The sequence below is a fragment of the Streptomyces sp. M41(2017) genome (assembly GCF_002078175.1).
In the GTDB taxonomy this organism is placed as follows: Bacteria; Actinomycetota; Actinomycetes; order Streptomycetales; family Streptomycetaceae; genus Streptomyces.
Window position 1 is genome coordinate 437,635 of sequence record NZ_MWFK01000003.1, and the last position, 14,960, is coordinate 452,594.

A 14,960-nucleotide genomic window follows, 5' to 3' on the forward strand; every position below is an offset into this window, starting at 1 on the left:
AGTCGAGGCGTCCACCCCGCGGGGTGGGCGCCTCCGCCGTTTCCGGAACGCGGGACGGCGGGACGGAAGGGCCCGTGAACGGCGATACCCGGCACATCACTGGGCGTCGGGCCGGTGGTGGGCCAGGTAACGTGCCGTGGCGAGCGTACGCGGCGCCTGCGGGGGTAGTCGGCGGGAGACGGAAGCGGGCACAAATGGACGAATCATCCGGCACGGCCGGCGGTGAAAGGGCAGGTGCGGGCCCTCCTCTGGAAACCTCACTCGAACTGGACGGCGACGGCTCCCGTATCGCACAGGCGCGCCATCTCGCGGCCGCCTTCCTGTCGAAGGTGAAGGACCCTCAGGGCATTCCGGTCGTCACGGCCGTGGTGGAGGTCGTCCAGCTGATCGTCAGCGAACTGGTCACCAACGCCCGCAAGCACGCGCCGGGACCGGCACGGCTGCGGCTGCGGGTGATGGGCGCGGTGCTGCGGGTCGAGCTCTGGGACAGCAGTCCCGTCCTGCCGTGCGCCAAGGCGGCGGACCCCGCCCGCATCGGCCAGCACGGCCTCGAGATCGTCACCGCCCTCGCGCAGACCCTCACCATCGAACAGACGCCCGTCGGCAAGCGCATCACCGCGGACATCCCGCTGGGCGCGGCTCCCGCGCCGAGTGCCGTCTGACCGGGCTCCCTCCCGGGACCTCCCGGCGCCGCGACGATCAGAACGAGACAGCGAGGATGTGCCCGTGGACGTACGGCGCAGGAACCATGTGACCGTGACCGGACGAGCCGGCGCCCCGGTGGTGGTGCTGGCGCACGGTTTCGGATGCGACCAGAACCTGTGGCGGCTGGTGACACCGGCCCTGGAGCGCGACTTCACCGTCGTCCGCTTCGACCACGTCGGCGCGGGGAACTCCGACCTGGCGGCGTGGAGCGCGGAGCGGTACGCGACGCTCGACGGATACGTCGAGGACGTACTGGAACTCTGCCGCGAGCTGGCCCTCGGCCCGGTGACGTTCGTCGGGCATTCGGTGAGCGCCATGATGGGCGTACTCGCCGCGGCCCGGGAACCCAAGGCGTTCGCGGGACTGGTGCTCCTCGCACCGTCACCGTGTTTCGTCGACGACCCGGAGACCGGGTACCGGGGCGGGTTCAGCGCCGGGGACGTCGAGGAGCTGCTGGCATCGCTGGATGCTAACTATCTGGGCTGGTCGGGTGCGATGGCACCGGTCATCATGGGCAATCCCGAGCGGCCGGAGCTGGGTGAGGAACTCACCAACAGCTTCTGCCGTACGGACCCGGCGATCGCCCGGGTCTTCGCCCGGGTGACGTTCCTGTCCGACCACCGGGCCGATCTCGCGTCGGTGGCGGTGCCGACGCTGGTGGCGCAGTGCTCGAGCGACGCGATCGCCCCGCCGGAGGTGGGCGCCTTCGTCCACGCTCGGATCCCCGGCAGCCGCCTCGTCACGCTGAACGCCACCGGCCACTGCCCGCAGCTCGCCGCCCCCGAGGAGACCGCCGCGGCGATCACCGCGTTCGTGAGGGGGCTGCCGGACGATGGACCAGGCCAGTAATGATCACGAGTGCGGCACGGACGGCGAACCGGTGGACGAACAGGCCCAGTTCTCGGCCCTCCTGGAGGACAGCGCCGAGGACCTGTACGAGCACGCGCCCTGCGGCTACCTGTCCACCCTGTTGGACGGCCGGATCGCGAAGGTCAACACGACGCTTCTGAACTGGCTCGGCTACCGGCGCGACGACCTGCTGGGCCGCAAGCACTTCTCCGACCTGCTCACGGTCGGGGGCCGGCTCTACCACGAGACCCACTTCGCGCCCCTGCTGCGCATGCAGGGTGAGGTGAGCGGCATCGCGCTGGAGCTCAAGGCGGCCGACGGTTCGCGGCTGCCGGTCCTGGTCACCTCCACCGTGAAGACGGGCAGCGACGGACAGCCCCTCCTGATCCGTACGACACTCTTCGACGCCCGCGACCGCCGCGCCTACGAGACCGAACTCCTGCGCGCCCGCACGGAGGCCGAGCAGGAACGCGAACGCCTTCAGAAGCTGGCCACCACACTGCAACAGACCCTGCTCCCGCCCGCGCTCGCGAACGTGCCCGGGCTGGAGGTCTCCGCGTACTACCACATCGCGTCCGTCGACCAGGTCGGCGGCGACTTCTACGATCTCTTCCCGCTGGCCGCGGGAACCTGGGGCCTCTTCATGGGCGATGTGTGCGGCAAGGGCGCCGCCGCCGCGGCCGTCACCTCCCTTGCCCGCTACACCCTGCGCGCCGCCGCGGTGTACGACCCCGACCCCGCCGCCGTCCTGGACAACCTCAACACCGTCCTCAACCACGAGTACAACGGCACCGACCCGCGCTTCTGCACCGTCGTCTTCGGCCTGCTCACCCCGGACCACGAGCGCGGCGGGTTCCGCATCACCCTGGCCGGCGGCGGCCATCCCCCCGCACTGCTCATGCGCGCCGACGGCACGGCCGACATCCTGCCCACCCCCGGCGGCCAGCTCATCGGCGCGTTGCCGGACGCCCATATCGCCACCACCGCCGTGCACCTGGCCCCCGGCGACACGCTCCTGCTGCACACCGACGGCCTCACCGAGGCCCACACCGACGCCGTCGGTGGCCGCTACGGCGACGACGCCCTGCTCGGCTTCGCCCGCGCACTCGCCCCCACCACCGCGGCGGACAGCATCGACGCGGTCCGCGACCTGCTCGACACCTTCGGCACGGGCGTGGACGACGACGCCGCGGTCCTCGCCATCCATGTGCCCCGACCCCCCAGTGAAGAGCAGCAGTGACCCAGCATCTGACCCTCCACGCCCGTACCACCCCCGAGGGCGCGGTCATCGAACTCGCCGGCGAACTCGACTTCCACACCGCCGACCAGGTGCGCGCCCAGCTGATCGGCCTCGACCTGTCCCCGGGCGGCCAACTCGTCCTCGACCTCGGCGGCATCACCTTCTGCGACTCCACCGGCATCACGGTGATCATCGCGGCCCGCAACCACGCCCTGGCCACCGGGGCGGGCATCGCGCTGGCGGCCGTCCCCGACCTCGTCGGCCGCATCTTCCGCATGGTCGGCCTGGACGAGGTGTTCCCCTCCCACCCCACCGTCCAGGCCGCCGAGGCCGCCTGGCGCCCCACCGGCTGAGCGCGCGGACGGACACCGCGTCGACTCGGCGGTGTCCCGGGGTGAACCCGGTGTGTTTGCCTCGCCACGGTGCGGGCACTCGGGGCTCAGATTGGGGCGCCTCCAGACGACGCCCCGTCATCGGAGGACGCCATGATCATCCTTGGAGTCATTCTGCTCGTCGTCGGTCTCGTGGCCGGAATCGGGATCCTGTGGACCATCGGCGTCATCCTGGTGGCCGTCGGTGCCCTGCTCTGGATCCTGGGAGCGGTGGGCCGTGAGGTCGGCGGGCGTCGCCACTACTGGTGACGGGGGCCGCCTGTTCGATCGTGACCGTGGTCGTCCGCGTCGCCCGCCGGGTCCGCTGAGCGACCGCGAGCCCCCACCCCGTTGAGGCGGGCGGCCTGACGGGTCAGATGGTCACGCTCGGCGAGGTTCGTCGCCTGGCGGGCCGCCTCGGTGTACAACCGTGCCGCCGTCTCCGGAGCGCCGTCGCGTTCATGGAGATAGGCGGCCACGGCGGTGTGGCGCGGAAGCGTGTCGTCGAGGCGTGCGAGTGCCGCCAGACCCGCTCGGGGGCCGTCGGCCTCTCCGACGGCGACCGCGCGGTTGAGGCGGACGACGGGGCTGTCGGTCAGCCGGGCGAGTTCGTCGTACCACTCGACGATCTGCACCCAGTCCGTCTCGTCCGCCGTCCGCGCGTCCGCGTGGAGAGCCGCGATGGCGGCCTGCGCCTGATACTCACCCAGCCGGTCACGGGCGAGGGCGAACTGGAGGATCCCGATCCCCTCGGCGATCATCGTGGTGTCCCAGCGGGCGCGGTCCTGTTCGGCGAGGGTCACGATGCCGCCGTCGGCCGTGGTGCGGGCGGCGCGTCGGGCGTGGTGGAGCAGCATGAGGGCGAGCAGGCCCGCCACCTCGGGATGGTCGATGGCCGCTGCGAGCTGCCGGGTGAGACGGATGGCCTCGGCGACGAGGTCCACGTCTCCCGAGTAGCCCTCGTTGAAGACCAGATAGAGGACGCGCAGCACGGTGGCGACGTCGCCGGGCTGGTCGAACCGGACGCCCGAGACGGTGCGCTTGGCCCGGCTGATGCGCTGGGCCATGGTCGCCTCGGGGACGAGGTAGGCCCGGGCGATCTGGCGGGTGGTCAGGCCGCCGACGGCCCGCAGGGTCAGCGCGACCGCGGACGACGGCGTCAGCGAGGGGTGCGCGCACAGGAAGTAGAGCTGGAGCGTGTCGTCCACGGCGGGCACGGTGCCGGGCGCCGGTTCCTCGTCGACGGTCTCCTCGCGCCGACGACGGGCGGTGTCCGCCCGGGTCGCGTCGAGGAACTTGCGCCAGGCCACGGTGACCAGCCAGCCCTTGGGGTCCCTCGGCGGATCGGCCGGCCAGACGCGGACCGCCTCGATCAGGGCGTCCTGCACGGCGTCCTCGGCCGCCGCGAAGTCGGCTCCGCGGCGGACGAGGATGCCGAGCACCCCGGGGGTGAGGCTCCGGATCTGGAGCTCGTCCATCTCTCCGGTCACTCCGTGACGGTGGGGTGCACACCCAGGAAGGGGCGCAGCTCCAGCCACTCGTGGATGGGCTTTCCGCCTGCTCCCGGTGCCGCCGACAGTTCGCCGGCCAGTTCGACGGCGCGGTCGTAGGAGTCGACGTCGATGATCATCCAGCCGGCGATGACGTCCTTGGTCTCGGCGAACGGGCCGTCGGTGACCGGCGGTCGGCCCTCTCCGTCGTACCGCACGAACGTCCCCTCGGGGGCGAGTGCCTGCGAGTCGACGAACTCCCCGGTCGTCTCCAGCCGTGCGGCGAAGTCGTTCATGTACTGCACGTGCGCCGAGATCTCCTCGGGAGTCCATTCGGACATCGGTACGTCGTTGGCCGGGGCCGGGGCGCCGCGGTAGTGCTTGAGCAACAGGTACTTGGCCATCGCGCTCTCCTCCGTTCTGGTGCGACCCATTCTGGCCGCAGTCACGGCTGGGACGGAGCAGACCACGGGTTCTCGACATCGCCGGGCCGGAACTTCCCCCTCGGCCGGCAGAGCCGACAAAAGAGCGCCCCTCGATCCTGGTCGAGGGGCGCCCTTCGGTCCGCGGGTGGTGCCGACTATCGCTCGTCGCGGAGTGAGTCGCGGGCGCCGGCGGCCTTGTCCTGGGCCTTCTCGGCGACGTCACGGACGTTGCCCTTGGCCTGGTCGGTCTTGCCCTCGGCCTGCATGCGGTCGTTGCCGGTGGCCTTGCCGACCATTTCCTTGGCCTTGCCCTTGGCCTTGTCCATGGAACTCTTGCCCATGATCACTCCTTGGTTGGGGGTGGTACGCGAGCCACGCTAGGGAGGGTCCGGGGACCTCGCATCCGGAGCGGGCCGCCCGGCCCGCCGCCCCGGACGCCGCCGTCTCCGCGCCGGCGGCGCCGCATCCGGCGCCCCGTCCCCGACGCGGGCCGGCATTCGGCCTGGCCACGGCCTTTCCAGTCTGGACTTGCCGGTCCATTTTCCGAGTCGTACGTTGACGCGAGTGCCCTGGATGTCGGGGCCTCGTTCGGACGAAGGCGCTGAGCCGTTCGGCCGTCCGGGTTCATGGTGAGAACGAACGCGATGGAGTGGATCATGTCGATGCGGCTTGAGGGCAGGACCGCCCTGGTGACCGGAGCGACCAGCAACATCGGGCGGGCGATCGCGGAGGCCTTCGCCGCCCAGGGGGCGCACGTAGCCGTCTCCGGCCGGAGCGCCGAGCGGGGCGAGGAGGTCGTCGAGGGGATCCGCGCACGCGGCGGGCGGGCGGACTTCGTGCGCGCGGAGCTGGACGGGAGTGCCGCGGCCTCGCGCGCCCTGGCCGAGGAGGCGACGCGGATCCTGGGCGGCCGGATCGACATCCTGGTCAACAACGCCGGCATCTACCCCGCCGACTCCACGACGGCGACCGACGAGAAGACCTTCGACCAGGTCTACGCGGTGAACGTGAAGGCGCCGTTCTTCCTGACGGCGGCCGTCGCTCCCGCCATGGTGGAGGCCGGTGGCGGTTCGATCATCAACCTGGGTTCCTGGATCGCCCGCCTCGGCATTCCGATCGGCGCCCTCTACAGCTCCACCAAGGGAGCCGTGGAGACGCTGACCCGGGCCTGGGCGGCGGAGTTCGGGCCGCAGGGTGTCCGCGTGAACGCCATCTCGCCCGGCGTGGTGCTGGAGTCGGTCCCGGGTGAGGAGCATCCCGCCGAGGTCATGATGAAGGGCACTCCCGCGAACCGGATGGGAACCCCCGAGGACATCGCGAATGCGGCCGTGTACCTGGCGGCCGACGAGTCCGCCTTCGTGCACGGCATCGTGCTCGACGTGGACGGCGGCCGCACGACTGCCGCCGTCATCGCCGCCTGACCTTCCGCGCGCACGACTCGACGCCGCCGACGCGGAGCGGTCCCGTCGGCCGACGGCAGGCAGGTCACTCCGCGGCGCGGCCCGCGTGCCTCAGGTCGTCGATGCCCTGGTCGAGAGCGGCGCGCAGATGGGTGGACTCTCCCGTGGACAGCAGGATGGACACGCCTCCCTGGATCGCGGCCAGCAGCGACGCGGCCCGCCGGTCGACATCGACGTCGGCGGGCAGGCTGCCGGCCGCCTGGAGCGCCCTGACGCCGGCCGCGAGGCTCTCCTGCCAGCGCCGCATCAGCTCGATCACGATCGCGCGCGTCCCCGGAGTCGAACGTCCGATCTGGAGGAAGAGCGACCCGAGCGGGCACTGGTCCCCCTGCTCCTCGTACCGCCTGACCACCACGTCCCGCCACCGGTTCCAGGCGTCCCACGAGTCGAGGCAGCTGAGATAGGGCTCCTGGTCCTCCAGGACCTGCTCCGCCTCGAACCGGGCAACCGCGACGAGGAGCTCGTCCTTGCCCGTCGGGAAGTAGTGGAAGAGCTGGCTCTTACTGGAGCGGGTCCGCGCCATCACGTCGTCCAGGGTGGCCGAGGCGACCCCCTTCTCCCGCAGCACCTCGGCGGCGCCTTCGACGATCCGGCTCCGGGTCGCCTTTCCCTTGGCCGTCAGCTCACCGCGCATGCGTCTACCTCCGACGAATGGACCACCTGGTCCATTGTACGGGCCGACGCGTACCCGCAGCCGCCGTCGCCGACGGGCCGGTCACGGTCCGCGGCACGCCGCCCGCCGCGCACCCACCGTGACCCCACCCGCTAAGCGAGGGGGCGGTCCACCAGGTCTCCGCCGGGCACGTCCCGCAGCGCGATGCGTGCCGTGATCCGCTTGCCCACCGACTCGCGCTGCACCTCGAAGCTGTCGGCCACGGCCTTCACGATCTCCAGGCCGTGCTGCCCGACACGGTCCGGATCGGCCGCCCGCGCCACCGGCAGCACCGGGTCGCTGTCCCACACCACGACGTCCACCATCGACTCGGCGATGCGCAGTTCCATGAGAACAGGGCCGGGAGCGTACTTGCGGGCGTTGGTGACCAGCTCGCTCACCACCAATTGCGCCATGCCGAGAGCGCGCGCCGAGACCGGCAGGCCGAGATCCGCCTGCGCTCGGGCAAGAAAAGCCGCCGTCAGATGGCGGGCTTCGGCAATACTGCCTCCCTCACCGTCCAACGCGACGGTCTGCCGCAACACCGGTGCACCTGGCACCTCATCGTCTTCATTTCCGGGAACCGGCCCCAATGCATTCAACTTTCGACCCCGTGTACAGCGCCTGGTGCGTGTACCCGCCCACTTGCATTACACACCCTTGGCCCCGGGCATGAACCAGGAGGATGCTCAGCTCCGTACCATCGGGGTGGCCATCAACGTACGTCCCGGCCCAAAGCGAGCGCAGTCGAGGAAACGGTGACAGAGACCGATAAAACAGCACAGGACAGTCGCCTGTCCGTGGACTTCTCCACGGCGGACGGCGTCCGGATCGTCGCCCTGCACGGCGAGATCGACCACAACAGCCGCGGTCTCCTCGGCGAAGCCCTGCTCCCGGCTGCGGACGGGGAGACACCCCGGACCGTCGCCGACCTCAGCGACGTCACGTTCATGGACTCCAGCGGGATCAACATCCTCATCGTCGCCCACCGGGCGTCCGAGGAGGCGCGGGGCTGGCTGCGCCTCGCCGCCCCGCAGCAGACGGTGCTGCGCGTTCTGCAGCTCGTCGGCGTCGACACCGTCATCTCCTGCTACGCCACGGTCCAGGAGGCCCTGCACGACACGGACGACGCGACCGACACGGCCGACTGACCGGATCCCGGGGAGCCGAGGGGCCCGGAGCGGTCAGAGGCTGGTGAACAGGTCGTCGAGAGGGGCGGGGACGCGGTCGGGATCGAGGGCCTCGACGAGGACGCGGCCGTACTGGATCTTGCGTCCCGACTTCGTGCCGAAGAAGCGGCGCAGCCGCTGGTGGGCGGCGCGGTCCCGCTGCGCGGGCTGCCGCAGGAAGGTGACCAGGGGACGCCGGTCGCCTTCCGCCCGGACGAGCTCCTCCACCCGCGGCACGCCGAGCGCGCGGATCAGCTCGTCCTCCAGATCCGCCGCGCAGACGAAGATGCCCTGTCGCCCCGCGCCCGCCGCCTCGAAGGCGCGGGCGAAGTAGCCGCGCTCCGCCTCGTCGCACAGCCCTGTGAGGCGCAGGCCCAGGCCGGGCGGGCCGAGGAGGCGGGCGAAACGACCGACGCTCATGGCCCCGCCCATGGACAGGACACAGACTCCCTCGGCTGCCAGATCCCGCCCCCGGATCGCCGCCAGCGCGTCGACGGCCGCGACATCGCTCAGCCCCTCGAGCAGGACGACGGTCCTGACGGACAGCCGCTCCGCCCACTCGCGCGCCTCGTCACAGGGGCCCCCGGCCGCCCACGCGGTGACGGCTTCCCGGAACGCCCCCATGTCGGTCACGGGACGAGTGTGCGCCCTTCGCGTCGCCGGCGGTACGCAATTTCCGCGGGGCCGCCGCCCGGACGGGCCGATCGAGGACCATGCCCGAGCCTCGATTCCCCGCCCGGACCGTGGTCGGCCGCCATGACACCGTTCAGGGTCGGCCCGGATGCGTTCCCGCCGGCGGGAACGCGAGACCGGTCGGCGTGTTGAGGCCCGTCGAGGGGACGGTGACCTGCCCGCCGCCCGTCTCCCGGACACGGACCACGCGGTTGTTGAACCCGTCGGCGACGTAGAGGCCGCCGCGGCCGTCGAGGGCGAGGCCCAGCGGGTCACTCAGGCCGTCGGTCCGCACCGTGGTCTGCGCGCCACCGCGCGCGGACACCTTCACGACGCGGTTGTTCCCGCTGTCCGCGATGAAGACGTCACCGGCCGCGTTCAGGGCCAGTCCGGTGGGCTGGGACAGGCCGTCGGTGGGAACCGTGGTCTGGCCGCCGCCGTTCGCGGCCACCTTGACCACCCGGTCGTTGACGAAGTCGGAGACGTACAGGTCGCCGCCCTTCGCCAGTGCCAGGCCCCAGGGGTGCAGGAGACCGGTGGTGGGGACGGTCGTCTGGCCGCTGCCGTCCGCGGGCACCTTCACGACGCGGTCGTTGAAGCTGTCGGCGATGAAGAGGTTGCCGGGAGCGTCGACGGCGAGGCCGAGAGGGCGTGACAGGTCGGCGGTCGGGACGGTGGACTGCTCCCCGCCGTTCACGGCGAGCTTCAGCACTCTGTTGTTGCCCGTGTCGGAGACGTAGAGGGTGCGGTGGGTGCCGAAGGCCAGACCGGTGGGGCGGACCAGGCCGTCGAGCGGGACGGTGGTCTGGTCTCCCCCGCCGGCCGGGAGCCGGACCACCCGGTTGTTGCCGTAGTCGGACACGTACAGCGCCGGCCTGTCGGGCGGGCGGGGGCTCTCCTTCTCCGTGCCCGCCGCTGTCGCGCCGGCCGGTCCGACCGGCAGGGCACACAGGGCGAGGACCCCTGTGGCGGCCGCCAGCCGGCGGGCCCAGCGCCGGGTGCGACCGTCGGTGGGCGAGGCCTCGCGTGTCCCTTGTTCCGCTGTCGTGCGCTTCACGGTGCACCCATCTGTTCTCGACGGCCGGCGCGTCGCCGGGCCCGTCTGCGGAGACGCTTGCCGTCGCCAGGACGTACGTCGGCAGGGCCGGTACGACGAGGGGGCACCCGGGAAGTGCCGGGAGCCCGCGCGGCAACTGCGGCCGCACGGTGGGCCGCATGATCGATGCCTTCCCCTCCGCCGCCCCGCATCCCGGGCCTGTCGCCCGCTCGGCCGACCGGCGCACGGCCGAGGGGGTCACGCCAGAGGGGTCGCCGGACTGTCGTCGCCGTCGGCCTGCCCGGCCGAGACCTGGTACAGCTCCTTCGACGTGGTGATCAGCTCCTGCCGTTCCTCGCGGGAGCCGACCATGGGCTGCGATCCGTCGAGGGGCACCTGGGCGCTCTCCGGCATGAACTTCACGGTCACCAGCCCGATCACGCCGGCGACCATCAGGTAGTAGGCGGGCACGAGGTCGTTGCCGGTGACGTTCACGAGTGCCTCGGTGACGAGCGGGGTGGTGCCGCCGAAGGCCGCCACGGCGAAGTTGAAGCCGATGCCCATCGCCGCGTACCGGATGGCCGTCGGGAACAACGCGGGCAGGGTCGCGGCACTGGGCGCCGCGAAGAACGCCAGCAGCGTGGCCAGGATCAACACCCCGCAGAGCGGCGGCCAGAAGCCGTCCATCTTGATCAGCTCGAAGGCCGGGACGGCGAGCAGGATCATGGCGACGGCGGAGAACCCGTAGATCGGGCGCCTGCCGACGCGGTCGCTGAGACGCCCGATGAACGTGATGAGGACGACGATCCAGACCATGCCGATCAGCACCAGGAGGTCGGCGCGGCTGCTGGAACGGTTCAGCGTCTCCGTCTGATAGGTGGGCAGGAAGCCGGTCACCATGTAGTTGGTGACGTTGTACAGCAGCACCAGGCCCATGCAGATCAGCAGCGGACGCCAGTGGTCCTTGATGATGGACTTGAACTCGGTGCCCGCGGACTCCTGGGCGAGGCTCTTGTCGTGTTCGTCGAGCTGCTGCTGGAACGCCGGAGACTCCTCCAGCTTGAGTCGCATGTACAGGCCGATCACGCCGAGCGGGCCGGCGATCAGGAACGGCAGCCGCCATCCCCACGCGATCATCTGGTCGTCGGTGAGCGCGAGGTTCAGGACGGTGACGAGGGCGGAGCCGAGCGCGTAGCCGACGAAGGTGCCGAAGTCGAGCCAGCTGGAGAGGAACCCGCGGCGCCGGTCGGGCGAGTACTCGGCGACGAACGTGGTGGCGCCGCCGTACTCGCCGCCGGTGGAGAAGCCCTGCACCATCCGGGCGAGGAGCAGCAGGATGGGCGCGGCGATGCCGATCGTCGCGTAGCTCGGGATGAGGCCGATGACGAAGGTGCCCAGCGCCATCATGATCATGGTGGTGGCGAGCACCTTCTGCCGGCCGAGGCGGTCGCCCAGCGGGCCGAAGACGAGACCGCCCAGGGGACGGACGACGAAGGCCGCCGCGAACGTGGCGAACGACGAGACGACCTGTGCGCCCGGCGACGCACCGGGAAAGAAGACCTTGCCGATCGTGGCGGCCAGATAGCTGTAGACGCCGAAGTCGAACCACTCCATGCAGTTGCCCAGCGCGGAGGCCCCGACCGCCCGGCGCAGCAGCGGCCCTTCGACGACCTGTACGTCGTCCTTCCGGAAGGCCCGCTTGTTGCGGCGCAGCCGGCGGGTGAGGTCCTCACGCACCTGCCGTGGCAGCCGGCCCACCGCTTTCGACATCCGAACCGGGCTGGGACGACCGGACCTGCCTCCGGACGCTGACTCGCCCACACCGCCACCCTCTTCCGTGCTTTTCACTCCTGCGAATACTGCGGCAGACACTTCCCCACCGCACGGCAACCCGCCGCGAAGATCGCACCTACCCCGGGAGCGGCACGTAAACAGGCAGGGAGCACTTCGGTTCTCGCGCAGGACAGCGACGGCGTGAACAGGTCCCGTGCCGTTCTCCGCGCACGGGACCCCTCTCACCCGCGGGTCACAGGAGGTGTGCCACCGCCCGGACCGCCGCGTCGAAGGCGGCATGGGTGTAGCCGAACGCCTCGGCGTCCGAGTTCGCGATCGCGATCCGGCCGACGGGGCGGCGGGCCTGGGTGGACGCCGCTGCGACTCCGCCCGGCGGAGGACGACCCCACCGGAATCCGCCAACCGCCCGGCCGGGTCGCGCTAGTCCGCGGTGGGCTCGGGGTCCAGAGGACGCAGGAAGCGGCGTTCGTAGCGCTTGATGCACCGCGTCCGGCGGGCCAGTTCGAAGGCTTCCTGGCATTCGGGGTCGGTCGCGCTGTCCGTCCGGTAGCGCTCGTAGCGGGCCAGGTCCGGGAAGGAGAACAGGGCGTAGGCGATGTCGCTGTCGCCCTCGCTGGGCAGGAAGTAGCCGTGGTGCGTGCCGCCGAACCGGTTGACGAGGGTGATCCAGCGGCGGCCGTACTCCTCGAAGTCGTCGAGGCGGTCGGGGTCGATCTCGTACTTCAGGTGAACAGTGATCATGCCGCTCATACTGCCTGGCCGCCGACGAGCCCTTCCGCCCGAGGGCCTCACTCGTCCCGGCTGTACGTGCGCTGTGGGCACCGTCCGGCGTCCGCCCCGGGTCGGGACGGACGCCGGATTTCGCACCCTGTGCCGTACACACCCCTTCGACCTGCCGGTCGCGGAGAATGAGCGGATCAGCGGTGTCCGGCGCCCCGGGCGAGCGTCTTCATCAGGGCCTGGGCCATGGCCTCCTCGCCCTTGGCGTTGGGGTGGGCCGGAGCGGCCGGCTCGGTCGGACGCAGCGGCTCGATCCAGCGGTCGGCCGGCGCCTTGCACATGTCGTGGCCCACCGTCGGGCCGTACGTGTCCACGTAGTCGGCCCGGTTCAGCAGTGCCACCGCGCGCAGCATGATGTTGAGGTGCTTCTCGGTGTCGCGCAGGTACGGGAAGTCCTTCGCGGCGAACGGGACGGTCGGGTAGCAGCCGGTGCCGTCGTCGGGAAGCAGGTCCGGGTAACCGACGACGACCACGCGCGCGTGCGGTGCCTTGTCGTGCACCGCCCTCAGCACACGCGCGACCTTGGGTGCCGTCTGGAGGATCTTCAGCGTCAACTGGTCGTAGCCCGCCGCCCCGTAGTACTGCTGACAGGGATTGCCCGCCAGGTCCTTCGCGCTGAGACCGGCGCAGGTGCCGATGATCGAGCCGAAGCCGACGTCGTTGCCGCCGATCTGCACGGTCACGAGGTCGGTGTCCCGCTTCACCGCGTCGAGTTGGGGTCCGTTGGTTCCCTGCGCCTGCCACATCTCGGCGGTCGTCGCACCGCCGCAGCTGACATCCGTGAACGACGTGACCTTGCGCTGGTTCGCCGTGATCGAGGGGTAGTTGTGGTCGGACCGGGCGCAGTTGGCGTCCACCTGTGTGGGGATCAGCGGTCCCGAGGTGTAGGAGTCGCCCAGCGCCACATAGTTGGAGCGGGGTGTTCCGTGGTGCTCCCCCGCCGTGGCGGAGGCCGTTCCCGTGGCGCCGACGGTGAGCGCGCAACTGCTCAGTACCGCAAGCGCCATGGCGGTGCGGCGCTTCGATATGGCCTCGCCCGGACGCGTCCGTTGCAACATCATGCCCCTCCCCTGAAGCCCTGACAGTCCACGGATCGGGCAACGGCGGCCACGGCGCATGGATCGTTCGACGGCACCGGGCCGCTCGGCGGCTCGTGCCCGGCGGACTCAACCCCGCCTGTATACCGGCCAGTAGGCCGTTAGACCAGCGGTCGGGCGAACTCGGCTCGCGCAAGGGTACGCAGGAGTCCGGCGGGGTGACGTCCTGGCACACGTGCGCGTCGGGCCACGGTCACCTGTCGTGACCGGTCCGCGTCAGTGGTCCCAGACCCCGGGCCCGCCGCCCCGCCACTCGATCCAGTCGGCGGTCCTGACGTCGGAGGCCTCGATGTCCTCCATGCCGGCCCGGCGCAGGAACTCGGCGATGTCGAGGAACGTGTAGGCCATCCCGACGAAGCCCTGGTGGAGGCGCACTCTTCGGCCGCCGTCCGCGGTGGGCGGGTAGACGACGACGGGCTGATCGCTGGACATGCACCCAGGGTGCGGGCGCCGGGGACGGCGCGCATCCGGAGTGGCGGCGCCCGGCGGTCGCCCGGCGTCCGATCGGGTGCACCGCGGCCCAGGGACGGGCGCGGCGATGAGTTCGGTCGGGGAGATCGGTCGTTATGGGAGAGAGGAAAGGAGTTCCCATGCCGACGCAGGAACCCGCACAGCAGCCCGTCACCGAGCTCGACGCCCGGTACAGCTCCGCGCTCAACCCGCGCCCGGGTGCCGAGGAGGTCGTCGCCACCGACTGGGCCGAGGCACGGCGCGAGCTGGGTGCCGCCGAGATCTTCTGGTTGTCGACGGTGCGGCCCGACGGCCGGCTGCACGTCACCCCCGTGATAGCCGCCTGGCACGAAGGGGTGCTGTACTTCTCCACCGGCCCGGCCGAGCAGAAGGCCAAGAACCTCGCCCACCACGGGCACTGCGCGCTGACCACCGGGACGAACTCGCTCGCCGAAGGGCTCGACCTCGTGATCGAGGGCACGGCGGAACGGGTCGCCGATCCGGCGGTTCTCGAAGAGGTGATCATCGCGTACGAGGGCAAGTACGGAGCGCACATCACCTCGCCGGAGGGCACCTTCCACGGCATGAGCGACGCGTTCCGCAAGGGGGACGTGGCGGTGTTCGCGGTGGCACCGTCGACGGCGTACGGCTTCGGCCGGGACGACGGGGTGTTCACCCACACCCGATGGTCGTTCTGAGCGGCCCTTGTGACGGCTCCGATCCCCTGTCGTCCCGGAATCCCGAAGCGGGCCGGGTCAGTCGCGTGAGGA

Annotated in this window: 19 protein-coding genes; 8 read left to right on the forward strand and 11 right to left on the reverse strand. The window is 71.1% G+C overall.

Annotated features, from left to right (window positions below; genetic code table 11):
- The first annotated feature begins 194 nt into the window (after positions 1-194).
- The 5 genes from B0675_RS38635 (at position 195) to B0675_RS41665 (ending at position 3,435) form a co-directional block, all read left to right on the forward strand.
- Complete coding sequence (locus B0675_RS38635; protein WP_081224440.1) at positions 195-662, forward strand: ATP-binding protein; 468 nt, start codon at positions 195-197, stop codon at positions 660-662.
- Between the two features lie 64 nt (positions 663-726).
- The gene (locus B0675_RS38640; protein WP_081224441.1) at positions 727-1,554 is read left to right on the forward strand and encodes an alpha/beta hydrolase; all 828 of its coding nucleotides are present in this window, start codon (positions 727-729) and stop codon (positions 1,552-1,554) included.
- Entirely contained in the window at positions 1,538-2,794 is a 1,257-nt protein-coding gene (locus B0675_RS38645) for a SpoIIE family protein phosphatase (protein WP_081224442.1), read from the forward strand. The genes B0675_RS38640 and B0675_RS38645 overlap by 17 nt, the downstream gene beginning before the upstream one ends.
- Positions 2,791-3,147: an STAS domain-containing protein gene (locus B0675_RS38650; RefSeq protein ID WP_081224443.1), complete on the forward strand. Its 357-nt coding sequence runs from the start codon at positions 2,791-2,793 to the stop codon at positions 3,145-3,147. The genes B0675_RS38645 and B0675_RS38650 overlap by 4 nt, the downstream gene beginning before the upstream one ends.
- A gap of 132 nt (positions 3,148-3,279) precedes the next feature.
- Positions 3,280-3,435, forward strand: coding sequence for a DUF6131 family protein (locus tag B0675_RS41665; protein WP_179165558.1), 156 nt, complete (start codon positions 3,280-3,282; stop codon positions 3,433-3,435).
- Here the strand turns inward: B0675_RS41665 and B0675_RS38655 are convergent.
- From B0675_RS38655 to B0675_RS38665, 3 genes are all read right to left on the reverse strand, one after another.
- Positions 3,426-4,643: a DUF6596 domain-containing protein gene (locus tag B0675_RS38655; RefSeq protein ID WP_081224444.1), complete on the reverse strand. Its 1,218-nt coding sequence runs from the start codon at positions 4,641-4,643 to the stop codon at positions 3,426-3,428. The genes B0675_RS41665 and B0675_RS38655 overlap by 10 nt on opposite strands.
- Positions 4,644-4,651: 8 nt before the next feature.
- On the reverse strand, positions 4,652-5,059 hold the full coding sequence (locus tag B0675_RS38660) for a YciI family protein (RefSeq protein ID WP_107482984.1): 408 nt from the start codon (positions 5,057-5,059) through the stop codon (positions 4,652-4,654).
- 176 nt (positions 5,060-5,235) lie between these two features.
- A complete protein-coding gene (locus tag B0675_RS38665; RefSeq protein ID WP_081224446.1) occupies positions 5,236-5,421 on the reverse strand; it encodes a CsbD family protein in 186 nt (61 codons plus the stop codon).
- 315 nt (positions 5,422-5,736) lie between these two features.
- On the opposite strand from B0675_RS38665, the gene B0675_RS38670 reads away from it, so the two are divergent.
- Positions 5,737-6,501 carry an SDR family oxidoreductase gene (locus tag B0675_RS38670; RefSeq protein WP_081224601.1) on the forward strand — a complete coding sequence of 255 codons (765 nt, stop codon included), beginning with the start codon at positions 5,737-5,739 and terminating at the stop codon, positions 6,499-6,501.
- Between the two features lie 64 nt (positions 6,502-6,565).
- Here the strand turns inward: B0675_RS38670 and B0675_RS38675 are convergent, their stop codons facing one another.
- The gene (locus tag B0675_RS38675; protein ID WP_081224447.1) at positions 6,566-7,174 is read right to left on the reverse strand and encodes a TetR/AcrR family transcriptional regulator; all 609 of its coding nucleotides are present in this window, start codon (positions 7,172-7,174) and stop codon (positions 6,566-6,568) included.
- 131 nt (positions 7,175-7,305) lie between these two features.
- Positions 7,306-7,737 (reverse strand): ATP-binding protein, encoded by a 432-nt coding sequence (locus B0675_RS38680; protein WP_081224448.1) that lies wholly within the window; start codon positions 7,735-7,737, stop codon positions 7,306-7,308.
- 213 nt (positions 7,738-7,950) lie between these two features.
- Here B0675_RS38680 and B0675_RS42335 point away from each other — a divergent pair, with 213 nt between their 5' ends.
- The gene (locus B0675_RS42335; protein WP_241540179.1) at positions 7,951-8,343 is read left to right on the forward strand and encodes an STAS domain-containing protein; all 393 of its coding nucleotides are present in this window, start codon (positions 7,951-7,953) and stop codon (positions 8,341-8,343) included.
- A 33-nt stretch (positions 8,344-8,376) separates the two neighbouring features.
- Here B0675_RS42335 and B0675_RS38690 read toward each other — a convergent pair whose 3' ends face one another.
- The 6 genes from B0675_RS38690 to B0675_RS38715 all read right to left on the reverse strand — a co-directional run bounded on the left by B0675_RS38690 (position 8,377) and on the right by B0675_RS38715 (position 14,172).
- Positions 8,377-8,994 carry a TOPRIM nucleotidyl transferase/hydrolase domain-containing protein gene (locus B0675_RS38690; protein WP_081224450.1) on the reverse strand — a complete coding sequence of 206 codons (618 nt, stop codon included), beginning with the start codon at positions 8,992-8,994 and terminating at the stop codon, positions 8,377-8,379.
- Positions 8,995-9,127: 133 nt separating this feature from the next.
- A complete protein-coding gene (locus B0675_RS38695; protein ID WP_241540180.1) occupies positions 9,128-10,090 on the reverse strand; it encodes a hypothetical protein in 963 nt (320 codons plus the stop codon).
- 237 nt (positions 10,091-10,327) lie between these two features.
- Positions 10,328-11,839: an MFS transporter gene (locus tag B0675_RS38700; RefSeq protein WP_081224451.1), complete on the reverse strand. Its 1,512-nt coding sequence runs from the start codon at positions 11,837-11,839 to the stop codon at positions 10,328-10,330.
- A gap of 444 nt (positions 11,840-12,283) precedes the next feature.
- Entirely contained in the window at positions 12,284-12,604 is a 321-nt protein-coding gene (locus B0675_RS38705) for an NIPSNAP family protein (protein ID WP_081224603.1), read from the reverse strand.
- Between the two features lie 176 nt (positions 12,605-12,780).
- The gene (locus B0675_RS38710) at positions 12,781-13,701 is read right to left on the reverse strand and encodes an SGNH/GDSL hydrolase family protein (protein WP_107482991.1); all 921 of its coding nucleotides are present in this window, start codon (positions 13,699-13,701) and stop codon (positions 12,781-12,783) included.
- 255 nt (positions 13,702-13,956) lie between these two features.
- Complete coding sequence (locus B0675_RS38715; protein WP_081224452.1) at positions 13,957-14,172, reverse strand: hypothetical protein; 216 nt, start codon at positions 14,170-14,172, stop codon at positions 13,957-13,959.
- Positions 14,173-14,330: 158 nt separating this feature from the next.
- Between B0675_RS38715 and B0675_RS38720 the strand changes: the two genes are divergently transcribed.
- Complete coding sequence (locus B0675_RS38720) at positions 14,331-14,888, forward strand: pyridoxamine 5'-phosphate oxidase family protein (protein ID WP_081224453.1); 558 nt, start codon at positions 14,331-14,333, stop codon at positions 14,886-14,888.
- Positions 14,889-14,960: the final 72 nt, after the last annotated feature.

Bases quoted from the DNA above. Each gene is read 5' to 3' on its own strand.
- B0675_RS38635 (WP_081224440.1), top strand. From the start codon at position 195: ATGGACGAATCATCCGGCACGGCCGGCGGTGAAAGGGCAGGTGCGGGC.
- B0675_RS38645 (WP_081224442.1), top strand. From the start codon at position 1,538: ATGGACCAGGCCAGTAATGATCACGAGTGCGGCACGGACGGCGAACCG.
- B0675_RS41665 (WP_179165558.1), top strand. From the start codon at position 3,280: ATGATCATCCTTGGAGTCATTCTGCTCGTCGTCGGTCTCGTGGCCGGA.
- B0675_RS38655 (WP_081224444.1), bottom strand. From the start codon at position 4,643: ATGGACGAGCTCCAGATCCGGAGCCTCACCCCCGGGGTGCTCGGCATC.
- B0675_RS38660 (WP_107482984.1), bottom strand. From the start codon at position 5,059: ATGGCCAAGTACCTGTTGCTCAAGCACTACCGCGGCGCCCCGGCCCCG.
- B0675_RS38665 (WP_081224446.1), bottom strand. From the start codon at position 5,421: ATGGGCAAGAGTTCCATGGACAAGGCCAAGGGCAAGGCCAAGGAAATG.
- B0675_RS38670 (WP_081224601.1), top strand. From the start codon at position 5,737: ATGTCGATGCGGCTTGAGGGCAGGACCGCCCTGGTGACCGGAGCGACC.
- B0675_RS38675 (WP_081224447.1), bottom strand. From the start codon at position 7,174: ATGCGCGGTGAGCTGACGGCCAAGGGAAAGGCGACCCGGAGCCGGATC.
- B0675_RS38700 (WP_081224451.1), bottom strand. From the start codon at position 11,839: ATGTCGAAAGCGGTGGGCCGGCTGCCACGGCAGGTGCGTGAGGACCTC.
- B0675_RS38705 (WP_081224603.1), bottom strand. From the start codon at position 12,604: ATGATCACTGTTCACCTGAAGTACGAGATCGACCCCGACCGCCTCGAC.
- B0675_RS38710 (WP_107482991.1), bottom strand. From the start codon at position 13,701: ATGTTGCAACGGACGCGTCCGGGCGAGGCCATATCGAAGCGCCGCACC.
- B0675_RS38715 (WP_081224452.1), bottom strand. From the start codon at position 14,172: ATGTCCAGCGATCAGCCCGTCGTCGTCTACCCGCCCACCGCGGACGGC.
- B0675_RS38720 (WP_081224453.1), top strand. From the start codon at position 14,331: ATGCCGACGCAGGAACCCGCACAGCAGCCCGTCACCGAGCTCGACGCC.